Below are 17,035 nucleotides of genomic sequence, written 5' to 3'. Positions count from 1 at the left end.
CTGATGCGGTTCGGCGAGGTCACGCTGTACCCGGTGAACGGCCACGGCCCGGAGGACGTCGTCGTCGACGGTGAGGGCCGGATCTACACCGGCGTCGACGACGGCCGGATCCTGCGCCTGTCGCCGGACGGACGGCGCATCGACGTCATCGCCGACACGGGCGGCCGTCCGCTCGGCCTGGAGCTCTACGGCGAAGACGAGCTGCTGATCTGCGACGCGCGGGCGGGGCTGCTGGTGGTGCCGCTGGCGGGCGGTTCTCCTGCGGTGCTGGCGACTTCCGCGCTGGGCCTGGACTTCGTGTTCTGCAACAACGCGGCGGTGGCATCGGACGGGACGGTCTACTTCACGGATTCGTCCCGCCGCTTCGGCATCGACAACTGGCGCGACGACCTGATCGAGCAGACAGCGGGCGGCCGCCTGCTGCGCCGCACCCCGGACGGCTCGATCGACCTGCTCCTCGACGGCCTCCAGTTCGCCAACGGCGTCGCACTGGCCCCGGACGAGTCGTTCGTGGCGGTGGCGGAGACCGGCGCGTGCCGCGTGTCCCGGGTGTGGCCGGCCGACGGCCGGTCCGACGTGTTCGTCGACGGCCTGTGGGGTTTCCCGGACAACATTTCGACGGGCACGGACGGGCTGATCTGGATCACGCAGGCCGCGCCCCGGGTGGCGGCTCTCGACGTGGTGCGTCGGTTGCCCGGCCCCCTGCGCGCCGGCATCCGGCGGCTGCCGACGGCACTGCAGCCGAGCCCGGGTCGCGAGGTGGGTGTCCTGGGCGTCGCACCGGACGGCACGGTTTCTTCGGAGCTGCGCGGCGAGATCCCGGGCTTCCACATGCTGGTGGGCGTCCGCGAGTGGCAGGGCCGGTTGTATTTCGGCTCTTTGGAGCAGTCGGCGATCGCGGTGACGCCTACCATTGGCTGATGCTGAGCAACGTCCGGATCGAAGCACGCATCCCCACCCAGGACTTGGCCCGCGCCCGGCGCTGGTACGCGGAGAAGCTCGGCCTCGAGGCGGTCGAGGAACGCGAGGGCGGCCTACGGTACGAAGGCGCGTCGGGCGTCTTCTGCCTGTACGCCTCGGCGGGGGCCTCCGACGGTTCGTTCACACAGGTCGCCTTCTACGTCGACGACTTGGAGTCGACGGTCGCGGTCCTGCGCGAGCGCGGCGTGGTGTTCGAGGAGTACGAAGGCACGCGCGGCGGGATCATGGAGATCCGCGGCAACTACCCGAGCAAGGGCCGCGGCGAGCGGGCGGCGTGGTTCCGCGACTGCGAGGGGAACCTGATCGGGTTGGGCGAAGTGGTCCCCTGACGCGCTCGCCCGCGGCCGAAGCGGGGCTTTCGGCAACGTCAGCCGCCGTCCGCGGACCGTTCCCGGTTCCTGGCGTTGCGGCGTTTGAGGCGGGTCACCCGGATCCACTCGCCGACGAACCCGATCGGCGCCAGTACCAGGGACCACAGGACGAATTCGCCGGTGGTCGCCCCGTCGTACTTCACCGAGATCACCCAAGCGAACGCGACGCCCACCGCCGCCGCGATCGCGGAAGACCACAACCGGTGCCGCACCGACCACGAATCGAGCTTGGCGTTCATCCGTTCGCCGCGTTGCCTCGCCTGCGGCGAGGCCCACTTCTGGCCGAGTTTCGAGCCCCATCTGAGAAATACCATGGATTCGCCACCCCCAGTGAGCGCTGTTCCCGACCGGAGATTGCCCGTGATCGCGCCACCTCAAACCTGCCGGTGGCCCGTCAGCGGCCCGTCCAGCGCGGCTCCCGCCCCGCGGTCCAAGCCGCATAGAACTCCTTGTGGTCCTTGGCCGTCATCAACAAGGCCTGGGTGATGGCCTCCAGTTCGATCGCGCTGCCCAGATCCATGTCCAGCTCGCGGGTCAGGAGCACCTTCGTCGTCGCGTAGGCCAGGGCTGGGCCGTCGGCCAGCCGGCGCGCCAACGCCGTCGTCGCGTCGGCCAGCTCCGCGTCGGGGACCACCTGGGTGGCCAAGCCGATCTCCGATGCGCGGGAGGCCGGCACCTTGTCGCCCAGGATCAGCAGTTCCGTGGCGCGTCCGAGTCCCACCAGGCGCGGCAACAAGTACGCCGAGCCCATGTCCGCTCCGGCCAGGCCCACCTTCGTGAACAGGAACGCGAACTTCGCCGACTCCGCCAGCAGGCGGAAGTCGCTGGCCAGTGCGATCACCGAACCCGCTCCGGCCGCCACTCCGTTGACCGCCGCGATCACCGGGAGGGGGCACTCGCGCAGGGCCTTCACCACCGCGCCCGTCATGCGGGTGAACTCCAGCAGCTCGGCCGTCTCGAACTTCTGCAGCTCGCCGATGATCTCCTCGACGTCGCCGCCCGAGCAGAACCCGCGGCCCTGCCCGGTGATCACCAGCACCCGGACGTCCTCGTGCTGGGGGAGCTCGAGCACGAGGTCCCGCAGGTCCGCGTACACGTCGAACGTCAGCGCGTTCAGCTTCTCCGGGCGCGTGAACGTCACGGTGGCCACTCCGTCGGCCACCGTGAACTCGAAGTGCTCCCACTCCTTCGTCAGCGGGGCGGTTGCGCGGAACGGGCTCATGACTGGATTCCTCCGCCGTCGAGTACGAGGGTCTGGCCGTTGATCGCGGCGGCCTCCGGGGCCGCCAAGAAGGACACTGCGAACGCCACCTCGGCGGGCTCCAGCAACCGGCCGAGCGGGGACACCGCCGCCAGTGCCGCTTCCGCCTCCGAAGCAGACCGTCCGGACCGCGAGACGATCCGCTGCACCGAGGTCGCCGTCATGTCGGTGCGGACGAACGCCGGGCACACCGCGTTCGCCGTGACGCCGGTGCCGGCCAGCTCCGCCGCCACCGCGCGCATGAAGCCCACCGCCGCGTGCTTCGACGCCGTGTAGCCGGCCGTGTAGCGGTAGCCGACGTGCGAAGCCGTCGACGCCACCGTGACGATCCGGCCGCTGTCGCGCGAGCGCATCCCGTCCAGCACCGCGCGCGTGCAGAGGAACGCGCCCGTGGCGTTCACCTCGAACTGCGCGCGCCAGTCGGCCAGGGAAGTCCGCGCGGCCGGCGCGCTCGACGAGATCCCGGCGTTGTTGACCAGCACGTCGACCGGCCCCGCCGAAGCGAAATACGCAGCCACCGCTTCCTCGTCGGTCACGTCGCAGTCCGTGCGGCCCGGCGCCAGGACGGTGTCGCCGGAGGAACGGAACCGGTCCGCGATCGCCTCGCCGATGCCGCGCGTGCCGCCGGTGACCACCACCAGGCGGCTCACGGGCGGGCTGCCAGGGCACGCCGGTCGAGCTTTCCGTTGGCCGTGCGGGGGAGTTCCGTCATGAAGACCACCTCGCGGGGGTACTTGTGCTTGGCCAGGTGGGCTTTCGCGTGGTCCTTCAGCTCGTCCGCCGGCACCTCGGAACCGGGCCGCAGCACCACGTACGCGCGCGGGACGACCAGGCCGTCGGCCTCGTGGCCGACCACCGCGCAGTCCACCACGGCGTCGTGGCCGAGCAGGCAGTCCTCGATCTCGCCGGGGGCGACGAACACGCCGCCGACCTTGAGCAGCGCGTCCGCGCGGCCGTGGTGGCGGAAGTACCCGTCCGGGGAACGGCTGAACAGGTCGCCCGACGTCAGCGTGTCGCCGTCGAACGTCCGCGCGGACTTCTCCGGATCGCCGAAGTACTCCAGCGCGATCGTCGGCCCGGTCACGCGCAGCGGCCCGATTTCCCCGTCCGGCAACGGGTTTCCGAGCTCGTCGACGACCTGGGCGGTGTAGCCCGGAACCGGCGTGCCGAGCGTGCCGGCGCGCGCGGCGCCCGGTCGGTTCGACAGGTAGATGTGGTACGCCTCGGACGAACCGATCCCGTCCACCACCGGCACCCCGAAGGTCGCGTCCCACCTGCGGTGCAGCTCCGACGGCAACGCCTCGCCCGCCGACGTCGTCATCCGCAGGCAGCTCAGGTCCTGCTCCGCCGCGGCCGGGTGGGCGACCAGCGCGCTCATCATCGTCGGCACGTTGACCAGCACCGTCGGCCGGTAGCGGGCGATCAGCTCGAACACCAGGTCCGCCGTGCTGCGTTCGGCGAAGGCGATCCCGGCCGCGCCGACGCCGAACGGGAACAGCGCCACGAGATCACGCGCGTAGCCGAAGAACAGTTTGGGAACGGCGAGCACCCGGTCGTCCTCCCGCAGGCCGAGCACCTGGACGGCGTACCGTTCGAAGCTCTCGAGCGGACTGCGCAAGGGGTGCACGCACGCCTTGGGGGCGCCGGTGCTGCCGGTGGTGAACTTCCAGATGCCGACGTCGTCCACTGTGGTCGGTGCGGCGGCCAGAACCTCCGGTGCGGCGTCGACCAGCGTCCGAAACGGACGTTCACTGGGAAGCAGCTCCGCTTCGGGCACGCCCGTGACGAGCAGCCCGGTGGCACCCGCCGCACGCAACGCGGGCAGGGTGACGGCGTCCGCGAGCACCACCACGGCTTCGGTGTAGCCGAGGTAGTAGGCGTAGTCCTTGGGTTGCAGGAACGGGTAGACCTCGGCCGTCACAGCGCCGATCTTCTGCGCGCCGTACCAGGCGGCGACGAACTCGTCGCCGTCGCTCAGGGCCAGCAGCACCCGCTGTCCTCTTCGGACACCGGCGTCGAGCAGCACGTTCCCGATCCGGTTGGTGAGCCGGGCCAGCGACGCATAGGTGACTTCGCGGTCCCCGACGAACAGCGCGGTCCGGTCACCCCGGCCCGCGGCGACGTGCCGGTCGAGGAAGTGCGTGGCGAGGTTGAACGGCTCACTCACGGGCCAGCTCCCGGATCGCTTCCACCAGCAGGTCGGTCAACGTCGAGAACGTCTCGGTGCCTTCTTCGGCGGTCGCTTCGGCGGGCTTGCCGCAGTACGCGTCGGTCATCCCCATGGCGAGGAAGCTGCCGTCCTCGGGGGCGGCGGCCAGTCCATCCATGCCCCCGCCACCACCCTCAACGGAGGCGCTTCGCGCCGCTGTCAAACTAATCGGCACGTGCGGCAGCTCCCGCATGACGGCCTGGTCCACCAGCTCGGGCCGGTCGGCGAGCACCAGCGACGTCTCGTACCGCCCGGCGTGGCACTCGCCGGACCGGAACTCGTCGGTCAGCCGCTGCGCGTGCCGCCGCCGGACCAGGTCGAGCAGGGCGACCCGCCCGTCGTAGGCGAAGTTCAGCGTCTCGGCCGCGCGTCGCAGCGTGACCAGGTGCGCGGGCTCGAAGTGGTTGTTGACCAGCAGGATCCGCCGGAGCCGCTGGCCGATCAGCGACGCGCCGATGTCGACGAGCAGCGAGTGCAGCGTCTCCTCGCCGACGTGGATCCCGCCGGCGAACCCGGCCGCGAACCGCGTCACGCCGTAGGGCACTTCGGGCAGGACCAGGACGTGGACTTCGGGATCGGCCGTCAGCCGCTCGGCCGCGCGCTCGCACATCCCGCGGGAGATCAGCGGGTCCGTGCCGAGCGGCGCGTGCGGGCCGTGCGGCTCGATCGCACCCAGCGGGAGCAGCAGCACCGGGACGCGATCACCCGAAGTCAACTCGGCGACCTGCGGCGAGCTGAGGTCCGCGAAGTACGTCACGCAATTCAAGTTACACCGCAGCGGCCTGAGGTGTATAGAGTTGCCGTCATGCCCGGAGACGCCTTCGAAGCCAGCCCTCAGGAGCTGGTCATGACGTTGCTGGGCAGCTACGTGCACCCGCGCGAAACCCGCCGGGTGTGGTCGGGCGGCCTGGTCGCGGTGCTCGCCGAGCTGGGCTTCTCCGACGGCGCCGCCCGGATCGCGCTCACCCGCCTGGTGCGCCGCGGCCTGCTCCAGCGCCACCGCGAAGGCCGCACCGTGCACTATTCGCTGACCCGGCGGACCGTCGCGCTGCTCGCCGACGGCGACCGCCGGATCTTCTCCCTCGGCCGCCGCGAACGCGCCGTGGGCGAGTGGACCGTGCTGTGGCAGAGCATCCCCGAGAGCCGCCGCCAGGCCAGGGAACGCCTGGTGCGGCGGCTGCGGTTCCTCGGGTTCGGGCCGTACTCCGACGGCACCTGGATCGCGCCGCACGACCGCGAGGCGGAGGTGGTCGCGCTGCTCGGTGAACTCGACGTCACCGAGCACGCCGGGCTGCTGCTCGGCCGGCCGTCGGCGGCGCTGGACGTCCGCCGCTTCGCCGGCCGGGCGTGGGACCTCGACGACCTGGCCGCGCGGTACGCCGCGTTCGTCGGCCAGTTCGGCGGGTACGCGGGCCGGGAGCCGCCGGACGCCGAGGCGTTCGAGGTGCGCACCCGGCTGGTGCACACCTTCCGCATGTTCCCGTCGCTCGATCCCGAACTGCCCGCCGGCCTGGTGCCCGCCCCGGACCGCCGGGCGGCCGCGGTCGAGCTGTTCCACGATCTGTACACCGCGCTCGCGCAACCCGCTCAGCGCCATTTCGACGAGGTGACCCGAGGATGACCGAACCCAGCCAAGCCACTCAGGAAGCCATGAGTTACACCTCGTACCTCGGGCTGGACGAAGTGCTGAACGCCCAGCGCATGCGTTCGGACGAACACGACGAGCTGCTGTTCATCGTGATCCACCAGGTGTACGAACTCTGGTTCAAGCAGATCCTGCACGAAGCCGCCTTCCTGCAGGCGAACCTCGAGAAGGGCAACACCGCGCACTCCATCCGCACGCTGCGCCGGATCCTGACCATCCTCAAGGTCGCGGTCGCGCAGATCGACGTGCTGGAAACCATGACCCCCAGCCAGTTCACCAGTTTCCGCGCCCGTTTGGACGCTTCGAGCGGCTTCCAGTCGGCCCAGTTCCGCGAGCTGGAGGCCGTGCTCGGACGGCGCGACGAACGCGTGTTCGCGCACTACCCCGAGGACGGCGAGCAGCGGAAACGCATTGCCGAAGCGATGGCGCGCCCGTCGTTGTTCGACTCTTTTCTCACGTATCTCAAGGTTTCTGGCTATGCGGTCGAGTGTGACCGAGACGTCACTCGACCGGTGGAGCCGTCCCCGGCCCTGCAGGCGATATTGCTGGACGTGTACAGCGACGACGGGGGACCCTCGGTCGTCGCGGAGTGTCTGGTCGATCTCGACGAAGGGATGCAGGAGTGGCGCTACCGGCACGTGAAGATGGTCGAACGCACCATCGGCGACAAGACCGGGACGGGAGGATCATCCGGCGCGGCTTACCTGCGTACCACGCTTTTCCAGCCGATGTTCCCGGATCTCTGGGCCGTACGGAGCCGACTGTGACCACTATGGAGACTGTGACCATTTTGGAGACTGTGACCACTTTGGACGACCTGCGCGCGGACGGCAACGCCCTCGCCGCGCACTACACCCGGTTCGCGGTGGCCGACCGCCTCCTGCTCTCCGGGCACTCGCACCAGGCCTGGCCGGACGTCGCCGAGGAGGGCCTCCTGGAGTCCTTCGCCGACGCCGCCCGCGACGTCGACGGCAAGTGGGAGCGCGCCTTCGCGAAGGCGGACCAGCTGCGCGCGGGCTTCCGCCTGCTGCTCGGCGACCCGCACGGCGAGTACGCGCTCGGTGCGAGCACGCACGACCTGGTGCTGCGCTTCCTGTCGGCGATGGAGCTGCCGCGGCGGCCGCGCCTGGTCACCACCGACGGCGAGTTCCACACCCTGCGCCGTCAGCTCGCCCGCCTCGAAGAGGAGGGCGTCGAGATCGTGCGGGTGCCGCTCGACCCGGTGACGACGCTCGCCGAGCGCGTCGCGGGCGAGGTCGACGGCAACACCGCCGCCGTGCTCGTGTCGGCCGTGCTGTTCGAGACGTCGAGGCTCGTGCCCGGCCTCGCGCACCTCGCCGACGTCTGCCGCGGCCGCTCGATCGAGCTCGTCGTCGACGCCTACCACGCGCTCGGTGCCGTGCCGTTCCCGCTGCACGACCTCGGGCTGACCAACGCCTGGGTGCTCGGCGGCGGCTACAAGTATCTGCAGCTGGGCGAGGGCAACTGCTTCCTGCGGCTGCCCGCGCACGCCCAGGAGCTGCGGCCGGTCATCACCGGCTGGTACGCCGAGTTCGGCGCACTGGCCGACGAGCGCCACCCCGGCCAGGTGCCCTACGCCATCGGCGGCGACCGGTTCGCCGGCGCCACCTACGACCCGGCGAGCCACTACCGCGGCGTCCGGGTCCAGCGGTTCTTCGCCGAGCACGGGCTCACCCCCGAGTTCCTCCGAGAGGTGTCACAGCACCAGGTGGGCCTGCTCGCTTCGGTGTTCGACAAGCTCGGGTTGCCGGAGGACGTCGTCACCCGCGACCGCGAGACGCCGCTCGGGATGCTCGGCGGGTTCCTCTCGCTGCGCTGCGCCGATGCCGCCGGGCTGCAGGCGGCGCTGGCCGCCGAGGGCGTCCGGACCGACAGCCGGGGGCAGTACCTGCGCTTCGGTCCCGCGCCGTACCTGTCGGACGGCCAGCTCGAGAAGGCGATGGGCACGCTCGGCAAGGTGATCAAGGGCTGATTACCCGTCCGTATCGCGGGACCACCACTGGTCCGGCGATCACCGGGGATCTAGGTTGGTCCCGGGCACCCCAGCGGACGACCTCCGCGCGGGCTCCCGCCAACCCGTGAAGCGCGTCCCGGCCACGAAACCGGGGCGCGGGAGACAAAGGAGTCACCACCGTGACCGAAGGAGTGTTCGCCCGGGGCACCGGGCACGAACAGGTCGTGTACTGCCACGACCAGGCCAGTGGCCTCAAGGCCATCATCGGCATCCACTCCACCGCGCTCGGGCCCGCCTTGGGCGGGACGCGCTTCCACCCCTACGCCACCGAATCCGACGCGCTCGACGACGTCCTCGCGCTGTCCAAGGGCATGGCATACAAGAACGCGCTGGCCGGGCTCGACCTCGGCGGCGGCAAGGCCGTCATCATCGGCGACCCGAAGACGCTCAAGTCCGAAGCGCTGCTGCGCGCGTACGGGCGCTTCGTGCAGTCCTTGGGCGGCCGCTACATCACGGCGTGCGACGTGGGCACGTACGTCCAGGACATGGACGTGGTGGCCCGTGAGTGCCAGTACGTCACCGGCCGCTCGCCCGAGGACGGCGGGGCGGGCGACTCGTCCGTGCTCACCGCGTTCGGCGTCTTCCAGGGCATGCGGGCCTCGGCCGAGCACGTCTGGGGCAGCCCGGACCTGGCGGGCAAGCGCGTCGGCGTGGCCGGCGTCGGCAAGGTCGGCCACATCCTCGTCGGGCACCTCGTGGCGGCGGGGGCGCAGGTGACGATCACCGACGTCCACGCGCCGGCGATCGAACGGACCCGGTCGAGCCACCCGGACGTGCAGGTCGTGTCCGATGTGGACACCCTGCTGCGCACCGAGCTGGACGTCTTCGCGCCGTGCGCGCTGGGCGGCGTCCTGAACGACGAAACGGTGCCGGTGCTCGGCGCGCGGATCGTCTGCGGCGCGGCGAACAACCAGCTCGCGCACGCGGGCATCGACAAGCAGCTCGCCGACCGCGGCGTCCTGTACGCACCGGACTACCTGGTGAACGCGGGTGGCGTGATCCAGGTCGACGACGAGCGCCACGGCTTCGACTTCGAGCGCGCGAAGCGCAAGACGACGGCCATCTACGACACGACGAAGGCCGTGTTCGCCCTGGCCGAGACCGACGGCGTACCCCCGGCAACGGCGGCCGACCGCCTCGCGGAGCGCCGGATGGCGGAGGTCGGCCGGCTGCGGTCCATCATGATCGGGTGAGTCCCGAAGAGATCTTCGCGGCGGCGGGTGTGCGAGGTTTCCTGCACGCCCGCCGTCTCGGTTCCGCCGACGCGGTGGGGGTGGGCGCGGACTCGCCGGTGGTACTGGCGTCCGTGGTGAAGGTGCCCCTGGCGTTCGAGTTCGCGCGCCAGGTGGCGGCCGGGCAGCTCGATCCGGCCGACCGGGTCCGTGCGTCCGCGGCGGACCGCCTCGGCGGGACCGGCTCGGCCGGGTTCGCCGACGACGCCGAATACAGCCTGCGGGACGCGGCGCTGCTGGCCCTTTCGGTGTCCGACAACACGGCCGCCGACCTGCTGTTCGACCGCGTCGGCGTGGAGAACGTCCGGTCGCTGCTGGCCGAGCTGGGCCTGCCGCGCACGAGGGTGATCGGCGCGCCGCGGGACGTGCTGCGCACGATCGTCGAAGACACCGAGGCCGGGCGGCCGGTGCGAGCCCTGGATCCACTGCGGACGTCCGCGACCACGCCCCGCGAGATGACGAAGCTGCTGTCGGCCATCTGGGCCGGCGACGTGGGCGCTCCGGTGCGCGAGTGGATGTCGGCGCAGGTCAGCTGGCACCGGCTGACGGCGGGGTTCCCGCCGGAGGTGGCGGTGGCGGGCAAGACGGGCACGATGCCGGGGATCCGCAACGAAATCGGCGTCGCGACCTACCCGGACGGCGCCGCCTACGCGGTCGCGGTGTTCACCGTCGGTGGGGCGGAGACGCTGCGGCGCCCGGACATCGACCAGGCGATCGGCGCCGCCGCCCGTGCGGCGGTCGATCAGCTGCGGTCGTAGAACACGTCCCACGGGCGGGGGCGCTGCGGCGGCGGTACCAGGCTCGAGACGCCGTCGCCCTGGAGGACGCCGGCGGCGACCGCGGCGAGTTCGGCCGCCTGGGGATGGGGGCCGGTCGAAGGCCGGGCGAACGCCATCCGCGCGCGCAGCGGGTCGCCTCGGAGCGGCCGCCACACCACCCGCGGTTCCTTGCGGGCGCGGGGTTCGAACGCGACGCCGTGCCCGGCCAGGACCAGGCCGAGCACGAACTCGGGATTGCGGGCGTGCCGGATGGCGGCCGGGCGGAAGCCGTGGTCCCAGCAGGTGCGCAGCAGAGCGTCGTAGCTTCCCGGCGCGGCGGCGCGCGGGGCGTGGACCAGGCCTTCCCCGGCCAGGTCGGCGAGGGTGAGCTCGGCGCGGCGGGCGAGCGGCGAGTCACGGGGGAGCACCACGCCGAGCGGGGTGTCGACGACCGGGCCGAGTTCGAGCCCGACCACGTCCACCGGCAGCTGGAGCAGGCCGGCGTCGAGTTCGCGGTCGGCGAGCAACCGGGCCTGCTCGGCGGTGGTGAGCTCGTGCAGGTCCAGCCGCACGGCCGGGCACGCGTCGGCGAACTCCGTCAGGATCGCGGCCAGCACCCGGCCGGGCAGGTCCGGGGGCACGCCCGCCCGCAGGCTGTCCAGCTCCCCGCGTTCGGCCTTCGCGACGAGCGCCGTCATGCGGTCCCAGCGGGACAGCAGCTCGCGGGCTTCGGCGCGCAGCACTTCGCCGGCTTCGGTGAGCGTGACGCGGCGGCCGCGTTCGAACAGCTTCGCGCCGAGCTCGGCTTCGAGCCGTTTGACGCGCTGGCTCAACGGCGGCTGCGCGATCCCGAGCCGTTCGGCGGCCCGGCCGAAGTGCAGTTCGTCGGCGACGACGAGGAAGTACCGCAGCGAGCGGAGGTGGTCCACGCTGCGACGATAGCCGTTCACCTATCGAATTGCCGACGTCCTGATCTTGGACAGCGGGGCTCAGGTCGTGGTCGGGTGTCCGGTATGGACAAGGGATTGAGCAGGCGCGGGCTGTTCGGCGCGAGCGCGGCGGCGGCGGCGATCCTGGCGGGCGCACCGCCCGCGGCGGCCCGTTCGGGACTGGCTGGTTCGGGACTGGCTGGTTCGGGAATGACACTGCGCTGGTGGGGGAACAACGGCTGGGAAATTCGCATCGGAGCGAAGACGGTCCTCATCGACCCGTGGCTGACCCGCTTCAAGACGGGCACGTACACCGAGGCGGGCGCGGACCCCCGGACGCCGCTCTCGGTGAACCACGCGCTGATCGACGGTTACCTCGACCGCGGTTTCCTCCGGGCGGACCACATCCTGGTGACGCACGGCCACTACGACCACCTGACCGACGTCCCCTACCTGGCCCAGCGCACCGGGGCGACGGTCATCGGCACCGAGACGCATTTGAGTCTCATGGCGGCGCTGGGTGCCCCGGAGGACCAGCTGGCGGTCGCGACGGGCGGGGAGGACCTGACGTTCGACGGGTACTCGATCCGGGTGCTGCGTTCCCTGCATTCGGCCACCGGCACCCGGGCCCAGGTGGCGTTCCCGGGAACGCGGCCCCTGTCCCGCCGCGACCGGCCCCGCGTGATTTCGGACCTGCTGGAGGGCGGCACGCTGGCGTACGCGGTGTCCGGCGGCGGGGCGAGCGTGCTGGACTTCGGGGGCTCGAACTACGTCGAGTCCGAGCTGGCCGGGCTGCGGCCGGACGTGGTGCTGCTCCCGCCGGGCGGGGCGAAGGTCCGGGAGTACGTCCCGCGGCTGCTGCGCACCCTGGGCTTCCCGCGGTGGGTGGCGGCAACGCACTGGGACGACTTCGACCTGCCGCTGGGCCAGGCGCACGATCCGAACGGCGGGTTGGAGGTCCTGCGCAAAGCCGTGGCGGCGGCGAGCCCCGGGAGCGGGTTCGTGGTGCTGGACCACCTGGGTTCGTTCGCGCCGTAGCCGCTTGTCCACAGCCTCGCCGCAATGGGGAAATGTCAGTCGCCAGAGGGCTTTCCGGGCGGTTTCGCCGGTGTGTGGCGATAGACTGGACCGGGGACGCCCCCCAGGGAAGGGCGGGGGCCGCCGCGGATCGCCGCGACGACGAGCGCCACGCCGGCGGCGACCGCGACCAGCAGGTAGGCGTTGCCGACGATCGCCTGCGCGGTGGTCCAGGTCCGCTCCCGGCCCTCACCGCCGGGCACCACCGCCACCGTCCAGCCGGTGAACAGCGCCGCCAGGAGCAGCGCGGACCACCGGCGGCCGCCGGTGAGCAGGTAGCCCAGCGCGGGTGCGATCCACACCCAGTGGTGCGTCCACGAAATGGGGCTCACCAGCAGCGCGCACCCGGCGGTGACCAGCAGCGCGCCGCGGTCGTCGCCCTCCCGGTGCCGCCACCGGACGACGACCGCGGCGCCCGCCACGGCCAGCGCCGCGAACGCGAGCGGCCAGGCCTGATCGGGTGCCGTCCGGGCGGCGAACCCCGCCCACGACTGGTTGCCCACCCAGCCCTTCATCTGGGCGAAGTGGTCGTTGAACAGCGCCGACGTCCAGTACCGGGCCGAATCGGACGGCAGCAGCAGGGCGCCCAGCGCGGTGGCCGCGGCGAAGGTGCCGAGAGCGCGGCACGCGTCCGCCCGGCGGCCGGTGAGCAGCAGGTGCCCGACGAAGATCAACGGCACCAGCTTGACCGCCGCCGCGAGACCGATGAGGACGCCGCCGCAGCGGCCGCGCCGGCGCAGCACGTCGACGACCACGAGCGCCATCAGGACCAGGTTGAGCTGGCCCAGCCCGATGGTCTGCCACACCGGCTGCAGGCCGAACGCGAGCAGCAGCGGGGCGGGGCCCGGTGCGTACGGGCGCAGGGCCAGTGCCAGCGCGGGGGCCGCGGTCACCGCGACCAGGCCCCAGCACCACTGCACGGGCAACACGGCGAGCGGCGTGAACAGCACCGCCGCGAACGGCGGGTAGGTGAACGGCAGCTCGGGCGCCCAGCCGGGCAGCCCCGACAGGTGCCCGTAGAGCGGTTCCCCGCGGAGCACGGCGATTCCCCCCGCGCGGTACACCGCGGAATCGACGCCGAGCGGACGGCCGAGCGACCACCACGTCACCGCGACGAGTGCCAGGACCGCGGTCACGGTCAACATCACGGTCCTGGTGCGTCCGATCCCCATGGCCGCCACGATGGCCGACGGCGGGCGCCCGGTCGTCGTGCCCGGGTGCCGTCTTCCGGTGGTACCCGGGTAGGGCCGCGGCCCCGCCGTGCTACCCGGGTATCACCGGCCGGGCACCACGATGCCCGCTTCGTAGGCGGCCACGACCGCCTGCGCGCGGTCACGGGCACCGAGCTTGGCGAACACCCGGCTGACGTGCGTTTTCGCGGTCTGTTCGGCGATCACCAGCGTCTCGGCGATCTCCGTGTTGGACAGGCCCTTCGCGACCAGGCGGAGCACCTCGGTCTCCCGCTCGGTCAGGTCCGCGACCCCGGCGAGCCCCCGGGCACCGGGCTCGGCGGCGCGGCCGCGGACGGCGAACTCGCCGATGAGCCTGCGGGTGACCGACGGGGCGAACAGGGCGTTGCCCGCGGCGACCACGCGGACCGCGACGACCAGGTCGTCCAGCGGCGCGTCCTTGAGGAGGAAGCCGCTGGCTCCCGCGCGCAGCGCGCCGTAGACGTACTCGTCGATGTCGAACGTCGTCAGCATCAGCACGCGGACGGCGCCACCCGCGCCGAGGATGCGGCGAGTGGCTTCCAAGCCGTCCACGCCCGGCATCCGGACGTCCATCAGGACGACGTCCGGGGAGAGCTCCGCACAGCGCGTCACCGCTTCGGCGCCGTTCGCGGCCTCGCCGGCGACCCGGATGTCGTCCTGCGCGTCGAGAACCGCGCGGAAACTCTGCCGGACCATGGTCTGGTCGTCGGCGATGAGCACGGAAATCACGCGTTCTCCTCGTGGTCCGGCGGCAGCTCCGCGGTGACTTCGAACCCGCCGTCGGCCGTCGGTCCGGCCACCAGCCTGCCACCGAGCATCGCGGCCCGCTCCCGCATGCCGAGCAGTCCGTGCCCGGGTGGTCCCGGCCGGCCGGGACCACCCGGGGCGTTGCGCACCACCGCCCGCACGGAACCGGCGCCGACCCGCAGGTCCACGTCGATCGCCGCCCCGGGCGCGTGCCGGACCGCGTTGCTCAGCGCCTCCTGCACGATCCGGTAGGTGGACAACGCGACGCCGGCGGGCAGCGCGTCGAAGTCCCCGTCCACCCGCACCGTGCAGGCGGTGCCGAGCGCACGCACCCGCTCCACCAGCTCGGCCACCCGGGTGACGTCCGGCTGCGGCGCGAGCGGTCCGGCGGTGCTCTCGGTCCGCAGCACGCCGAGCAGCCGGCGCATCTCGACCATGCCGTCCCGGGCGGTCCCGGTCAGCTCGGCGAACTCGGCCCGCAGGTCGTCCGGCATGCCGGGGAAGCGGTAGGGCGCGGAGCCGGTGCGCAATGCGAGCACGGACATGTGGTGGGCGACCACGTCGTGCAGTTCCCGGGCGATGCGGGCGCGTTCCTCGAGGACCGCGGCCCTGGTCTCCTCCGCCGCGCGCCTTCGCTGCTGTTCGGCGCTCTCCCGCTCGGCGACCCGCCGCTGACGCACCGCGTTGCCGCCGAGCTGCAGCGCGCTCATCAGGGCCACCAGCAGCGCGAGGTCGCGCCAGTCCTCGACCCAGACACCCATCGCGGCGGCCGAAACCACGCCGGCCACGACCAGAACGGCTTGCCCGTGACCCGCCGCGAGCAGGAACCACACCAGCGCGGCCGTCAGCGCCAGGCCCGGTGACCACGGCCAGCCCCACGACCGCGCCAGGCCCGGGTACGCGGCCGGAGTGGCGACGATCAGCACGACGAGCAGCCGCCACGCCCACAACGGCGAACGGACGGCGACGAACGCGGGCGCCGCCGTCGCCACGGCGAGGGCGAACGCGAGCGGGCCGGCCAGTGCCCGCGGTGCCGTCTGCGCCGCCAAGAACACCACCCAGAGCCCGGTGCCGGCCACGGCGGCGGTGCGCAACCGCCGCAGGGCGGCCGACCGCGCCCGCACCTCGGGCCGGACGCCGGTACCGAGGACGTACCGCGTGACCCGCCACAGCTCGCCCCACCACACCCGACCGGCCATCGGCCCACCCTAGGACGCCGCTCCCGCACCGGGTACGCCGAAGGCCACCACGAACGCACGTCCGTGGTGGCCTTCGGGAGCTCTCGGCAGCCGGTGGAGCGTCAGCCGCTCTTGCGGCGGAACGTCCGCTTGTTCGCCGCCGGGCCGTGGGCGTGCTGGTTCTTGCCGCCCGCGTTCTCGTGCGCCGCGCCGCTGCGGGCGTGGGCCTGCTTGCGCTCCAGTGCTTCGCGGAACTTGCGCTTGACGTCGTCCTCCTCGCCGCTGGGCGACGGGGTCGGTTCACTCATGCTTACCTCCGAAAACGACGACGTGTGACCCCTCCAGCCTGTCAGCCGCGCACCCGCTTGGCGAGTCGATTTCAGCGTTTCGGGGACGGCACACCGCCGAACTGCACCGACGTGCGGGTCAACGGGCGGCCGCAGTGGTCGCACAACAGCATCGGACGCAGGCGTTCGCCGCACTCGACGTGGTGCAGTGTGATGTCCGGCTCCTGGTCCGCCACCTCGAACCCGCGGGACCACTCCGCGATGAACGCCAGCGCCGGGAAGAACGCCAGGCCCTTCGCCGTCAGGCGGTAGTCGCGGGCGTCGGTGCGGGTCTTCGCCGCGCCGGTGCGCAGGACGCCGACCTCGACCAGCTTGCTCAGCCGGGCCGACAGCACGCTCGGGCCGATGCCCAGCTCGCGCTCGAACTCCGAGAAGTGCCGGCAGCCGAGCAGCGCCGAGACCAGCAGGCCGGTCGACCACCGGTCGCCGAGCAGTTCCATCGTGTCCGGGAAGAACATCAGCGGGTCGCCCGCCAGTGAGTCGGCGTCCTTGCGGCGGAAGCGCTTGGACGCCGTCGCCGCCGCGACGCCGGTGCTGTCCAGCCGTTCCGCGCGGACGTCGCGCGCATCGACGCGACGGCCGCAAGCCGCGCAGCCGAGGGGCGCCGAGGTAGCCAGCTCGCAGTCGAGGTGGATCAGCGTCGGCAGCACCTCGCGGCGGCCCTCGACCCAGTCGCGCTCCCACGCCCAGATCGAAATCAGCAGCGGCCACAGTTCGAGGCCGCGCTCGGTCAGCCGGTACTCGTGCCGCGTGCGGCGCGCGTCCCGGTACGGCACCCGGGTGAGCATGCCCGCATCCACCATGTCCCGCAGCCGTCCCGACAACGCCGTCGGCGAAATGCCCAGCCGCAGCCGCAGCTCTTCGTACCGCCGGAAGCGCAGGAACAGGCTCTGCAGGATGAGCAGCGTCCACTGGTCGCCGACCAGTTCGAGCGCCCGCCGGAGCGGATCCCCCGCCGGTCGCACGCGGTGTGCAGGCGCTTCGGTCACCAGTTCCCCCTCGTTGAATGACGATTCCAGCGTACAGCTGGCTACATCAAAAGAAGCCTATTGAC

19 protein-coding genes are annotated in these 17,035 nt (G+C 72.1%); 8 read left to right on the top strand and 11 right to left on the bottom strand.

Annotation, left to right across the window (positions count from 1 at the left end; genetic code table 11):
* Positions 1 to 3: 3 nt before the first annotated feature.
* Together ACLJQE_RS41550 and ACLJQE_RS41545 are read left to right on the top strand one after the other, a co-directional pair.
* Positions 4 to 921, top strand: coding sequence for an SMP-30/gluconolactonase/LRE family protein (locus tag ACLJQE_RS41550; RefSeq protein ID WP_410645271.1), 918 nt, complete (start codon positions 4 to 6; stop codon positions 919 to 921).
* Positions 921 to 1,310: a VOC family protein gene (locus ACLJQE_RS41545; RefSeq protein WP_410645270.1), complete on the top strand. Its 390-nt coding sequence runs from the start codon at positions 921 to 923 to the stop codon at positions 1,308 to 1,310. The genes ACLJQE_RS41550 and ACLJQE_RS41545 overlap by 1 nt, the downstream gene beginning before the upstream one ends.
* Positions 1,311 to 1,348: 38 nt before the next feature.
* Here the strand turns inward: ACLJQE_RS41545 and ACLJQE_RS41540 are convergent, their stop codons facing one another.
* The 5 genes from ACLJQE_RS41540 to ACLJQE_RS41520 all read right to left on the bottom strand — a co-directional run bounded on the left by ACLJQE_RS41540 (position 1,349) and on the right by ACLJQE_RS41520 (position 5,579).
* Entirely contained in the window at positions 1,349 to 1,666 is a 318-nt protein-coding gene (locus tag ACLJQE_RS41540) for a hypothetical protein (protein WP_410645269.1), read from the bottom strand.
* A gap of 80 nt (positions 1,667 to 1,746) precedes the next feature.
* Complete coding sequence (locus tag ACLJQE_RS41535) at positions 1,747 to 2,574, bottom strand: enoyl-CoA hydratase family protein (protein WP_410645268.1); 828 nt, start codon at positions 2,572 to 2,574, stop codon at positions 1,747 to 1,749.
* Positions 2,571 to 3,263: an SDR family NAD(P)-dependent oxidoreductase gene (locus tag ACLJQE_RS41530; protein WP_410645266.1), complete on the bottom strand. Its 693-nt coding sequence runs from the start codon at positions 3,261 to 3,263 to the stop codon at positions 2,571 to 2,573. Before ACLJQE_RS41530 ends, ACLJQE_RS41535 begins: the two co-directional genes overlap by 4 nt.
* Positions 3,260 to 4,780 carry a benzoate-CoA ligase family protein gene (locus ACLJQE_RS41525; protein WP_410645265.1) on the bottom strand — a complete coding sequence of 507 codons (1,521 nt, stop codon included), beginning with the start codon at positions 4,778 to 4,780 and terminating at the stop codon, positions 3,260 to 3,262. Before ACLJQE_RS41525 ends, ACLJQE_RS41530 begins: the two co-directional genes overlap by 4 nt.
* Positions 4,773 to 5,579: a creatininase family protein gene (locus tag ACLJQE_RS41520; RefSeq protein WP_410645263.1), complete on the bottom strand. Its 807-nt coding sequence runs from the start codon at positions 5,577 to 5,579 to the stop codon at positions 4,773 to 4,775. The genes ACLJQE_RS41525 and ACLJQE_RS41520 overlap by 8 nt, the downstream gene beginning before the upstream one ends.
* A 48-nt stretch (positions 5,580 to 5,627) precedes the next feature.
* On the opposite strand from ACLJQE_RS41520, the gene ACLJQE_RS41515 reads away from it, so the two are divergent.
* The 5 genes from ACLJQE_RS41515 to ACLJQE_RS41495 all read left to right on the top strand — a co-directional run bounded on the left by ACLJQE_RS41515 (position 5,628) and on the right by ACLJQE_RS41495 (position 10,492).
* A complete protein-coding gene (locus tag ACLJQE_RS41515; protein ID WP_410645261.1) occupies positions 5,628 to 6,443 on the top strand; it encodes a PaaX family transcriptional regulator C-terminal domain-containing protein in 816 nt (271 codons plus the stop codon).
* Entirely contained in the window at positions 6,440 to 7,234 is a 795-nt protein-coding gene (locus ACLJQE_RS41510) for a tryptophan 2,3-dioxygenase (RefSeq protein ID WP_410645259.1), read from the top strand. The genes ACLJQE_RS41515 and ACLJQE_RS41510 overlap by 4 nt, the downstream gene beginning before the upstream one ends.
* 32 nt (positions 7,235 to 7,266) lie before the next feature.
* The gene (locus tag ACLJQE_RS41505; protein WP_410645288.1) at positions 7,267 to 8,460 is read left to right on the top strand and encodes a kynureninase; all 1,194 of its coding nucleotides are present in this window, start codon (positions 7,267 to 7,269) and stop codon (positions 8,458 to 8,460) included.
* A gap of 161 nt (positions 8,461 to 8,621) precedes the next feature.
* On the top strand, positions 8,622 to 9,695 hold the full coding sequence (locus tag ACLJQE_RS41500) for a Glu/Leu/Phe/Val dehydrogenase dimerization domain-containing protein (RefSeq protein ID WP_410645257.1): 1,074 nt from the start codon (positions 8,622 to 8,624) through the stop codon (positions 9,693 to 9,695).
* Positions 9,692 to 10,492 carry a serine hydrolase gene (locus tag ACLJQE_RS41495; protein WP_410645255.1) on the top strand — a complete coding sequence of 267 codons (801 nt, stop codon included), beginning with the start codon at positions 9,692 to 9,694 and terminating at the stop codon, positions 10,490 to 10,492. The genes ACLJQE_RS41500 and ACLJQE_RS41495 overlap by 4 nt, the downstream gene beginning before the upstream one ends.
* On the opposite strand, the gene ACLJQE_RS41490 is transcribed toward ACLJQE_RS41495, so the two are convergent.
* Positions 10,477 to 11,421: a LysR substrate-binding domain-containing protein gene (locus tag ACLJQE_RS41490; protein WP_410645253.1), complete on the bottom strand. Its 945-nt coding sequence runs from the start codon at positions 11,419 to 11,421 to the stop codon at positions 10,477 to 10,479. The two genes, ACLJQE_RS41495 and ACLJQE_RS41490, sit on opposite strands and share 16 nt — an antisense overlap.
* A gap of 84 nt (positions 11,422 to 11,505) precedes the next feature.
* On the opposite strand from ACLJQE_RS41490, the gene ACLJQE_RS41485 reads away from it, so the two are divergent.
* A complete protein-coding gene (locus ACLJQE_RS41485) occupies positions 11,506 to 12,459 on the top strand; it encodes an MBL fold metallo-hydrolase (protein ID WP_410645251.1) in 954 nt (317 codons plus the stop codon).
* Positions 12,460 to 12,494: 35 nt separating this feature from the next.
* Here ACLJQE_RS41485 and ACLJQE_RS41480 read toward each other — a convergent pair whose 3' ends face one another.
* The 5 genes from ACLJQE_RS41480 to ACLJQE_RS41460 all read right to left on the bottom strand — a co-directional run bounded on the left by ACLJQE_RS41480 (position 12,495) and on the right by ACLJQE_RS41460 (position 16,970).
* On the bottom strand, positions 12,495 to 13,670 hold the full coding sequence (locus tag ACLJQE_RS41480) for a glycosyltransferase 87 family protein (RefSeq protein ID WP_410645249.1): 1,176 nt from the start codon (positions 13,668 to 13,670) through the stop codon (positions 12,495 to 12,497).
* 102 nt (positions 13,671 to 13,772) lie between these two features.
* The gene (locus ACLJQE_RS41475; protein WP_410645247.1) at positions 13,773 to 14,438 is read right to left on the bottom strand and encodes a response regulator; all 666 of its coding nucleotides are present in this window, start codon (positions 14,436 to 14,438) and stop codon (positions 13,773 to 13,775) included.
* The gene (locus ACLJQE_RS41470; protein WP_410645245.1) at positions 14,435 to 15,655 is read right to left on the bottom strand and encodes a sensor histidine kinase; all 1,221 of its coding nucleotides are present in this window, start codon (positions 15,653 to 15,655) and stop codon (positions 14,435 to 14,437) included. Before ACLJQE_RS41470 ends, ACLJQE_RS41475 begins: the two co-directional genes overlap by 4 nt.
* A gap of 101 nt (positions 15,656 to 15,756) precedes the next feature.
* A complete protein-coding gene (locus ACLJQE_RS41465) occupies positions 15,757 to 15,942 on the bottom strand; it encodes a DUF5302 domain-containing protein (protein ID WP_410645243.1) in 186 nt (61 codons plus the stop codon).
* A gap of 71 nt (positions 15,943 to 16,013) precedes the next feature.
* The gene (locus tag ACLJQE_RS41460) at positions 16,014 to 16,970 is read right to left on the bottom strand and encodes a winged helix-turn-helix transcriptional regulator (protein ID WP_410645241.1); all 957 of its coding nucleotides are present in this window, start codon (positions 16,968 to 16,970) and stop codon (positions 16,014 to 16,016) included.
* Between the last annotated feature and the right edge of the window lie 65 nt (positions 16,971 to 17,035).

Origin of the sequence: Amycolatopsis sp. lyj-346 (assembly GCF_046548975.1) — a bacterium.
Lineage (GTDB): Bacteria > Actinomycetota > Actinomycetes > Mycobacteriales > Pseudonocardiaceae > Amycolatopsis.
The sequence above is the reverse complement of the archived record's forward strand: the minus strand, read 5'-3'. Positions and strand labels throughout refer to the sequence as shown.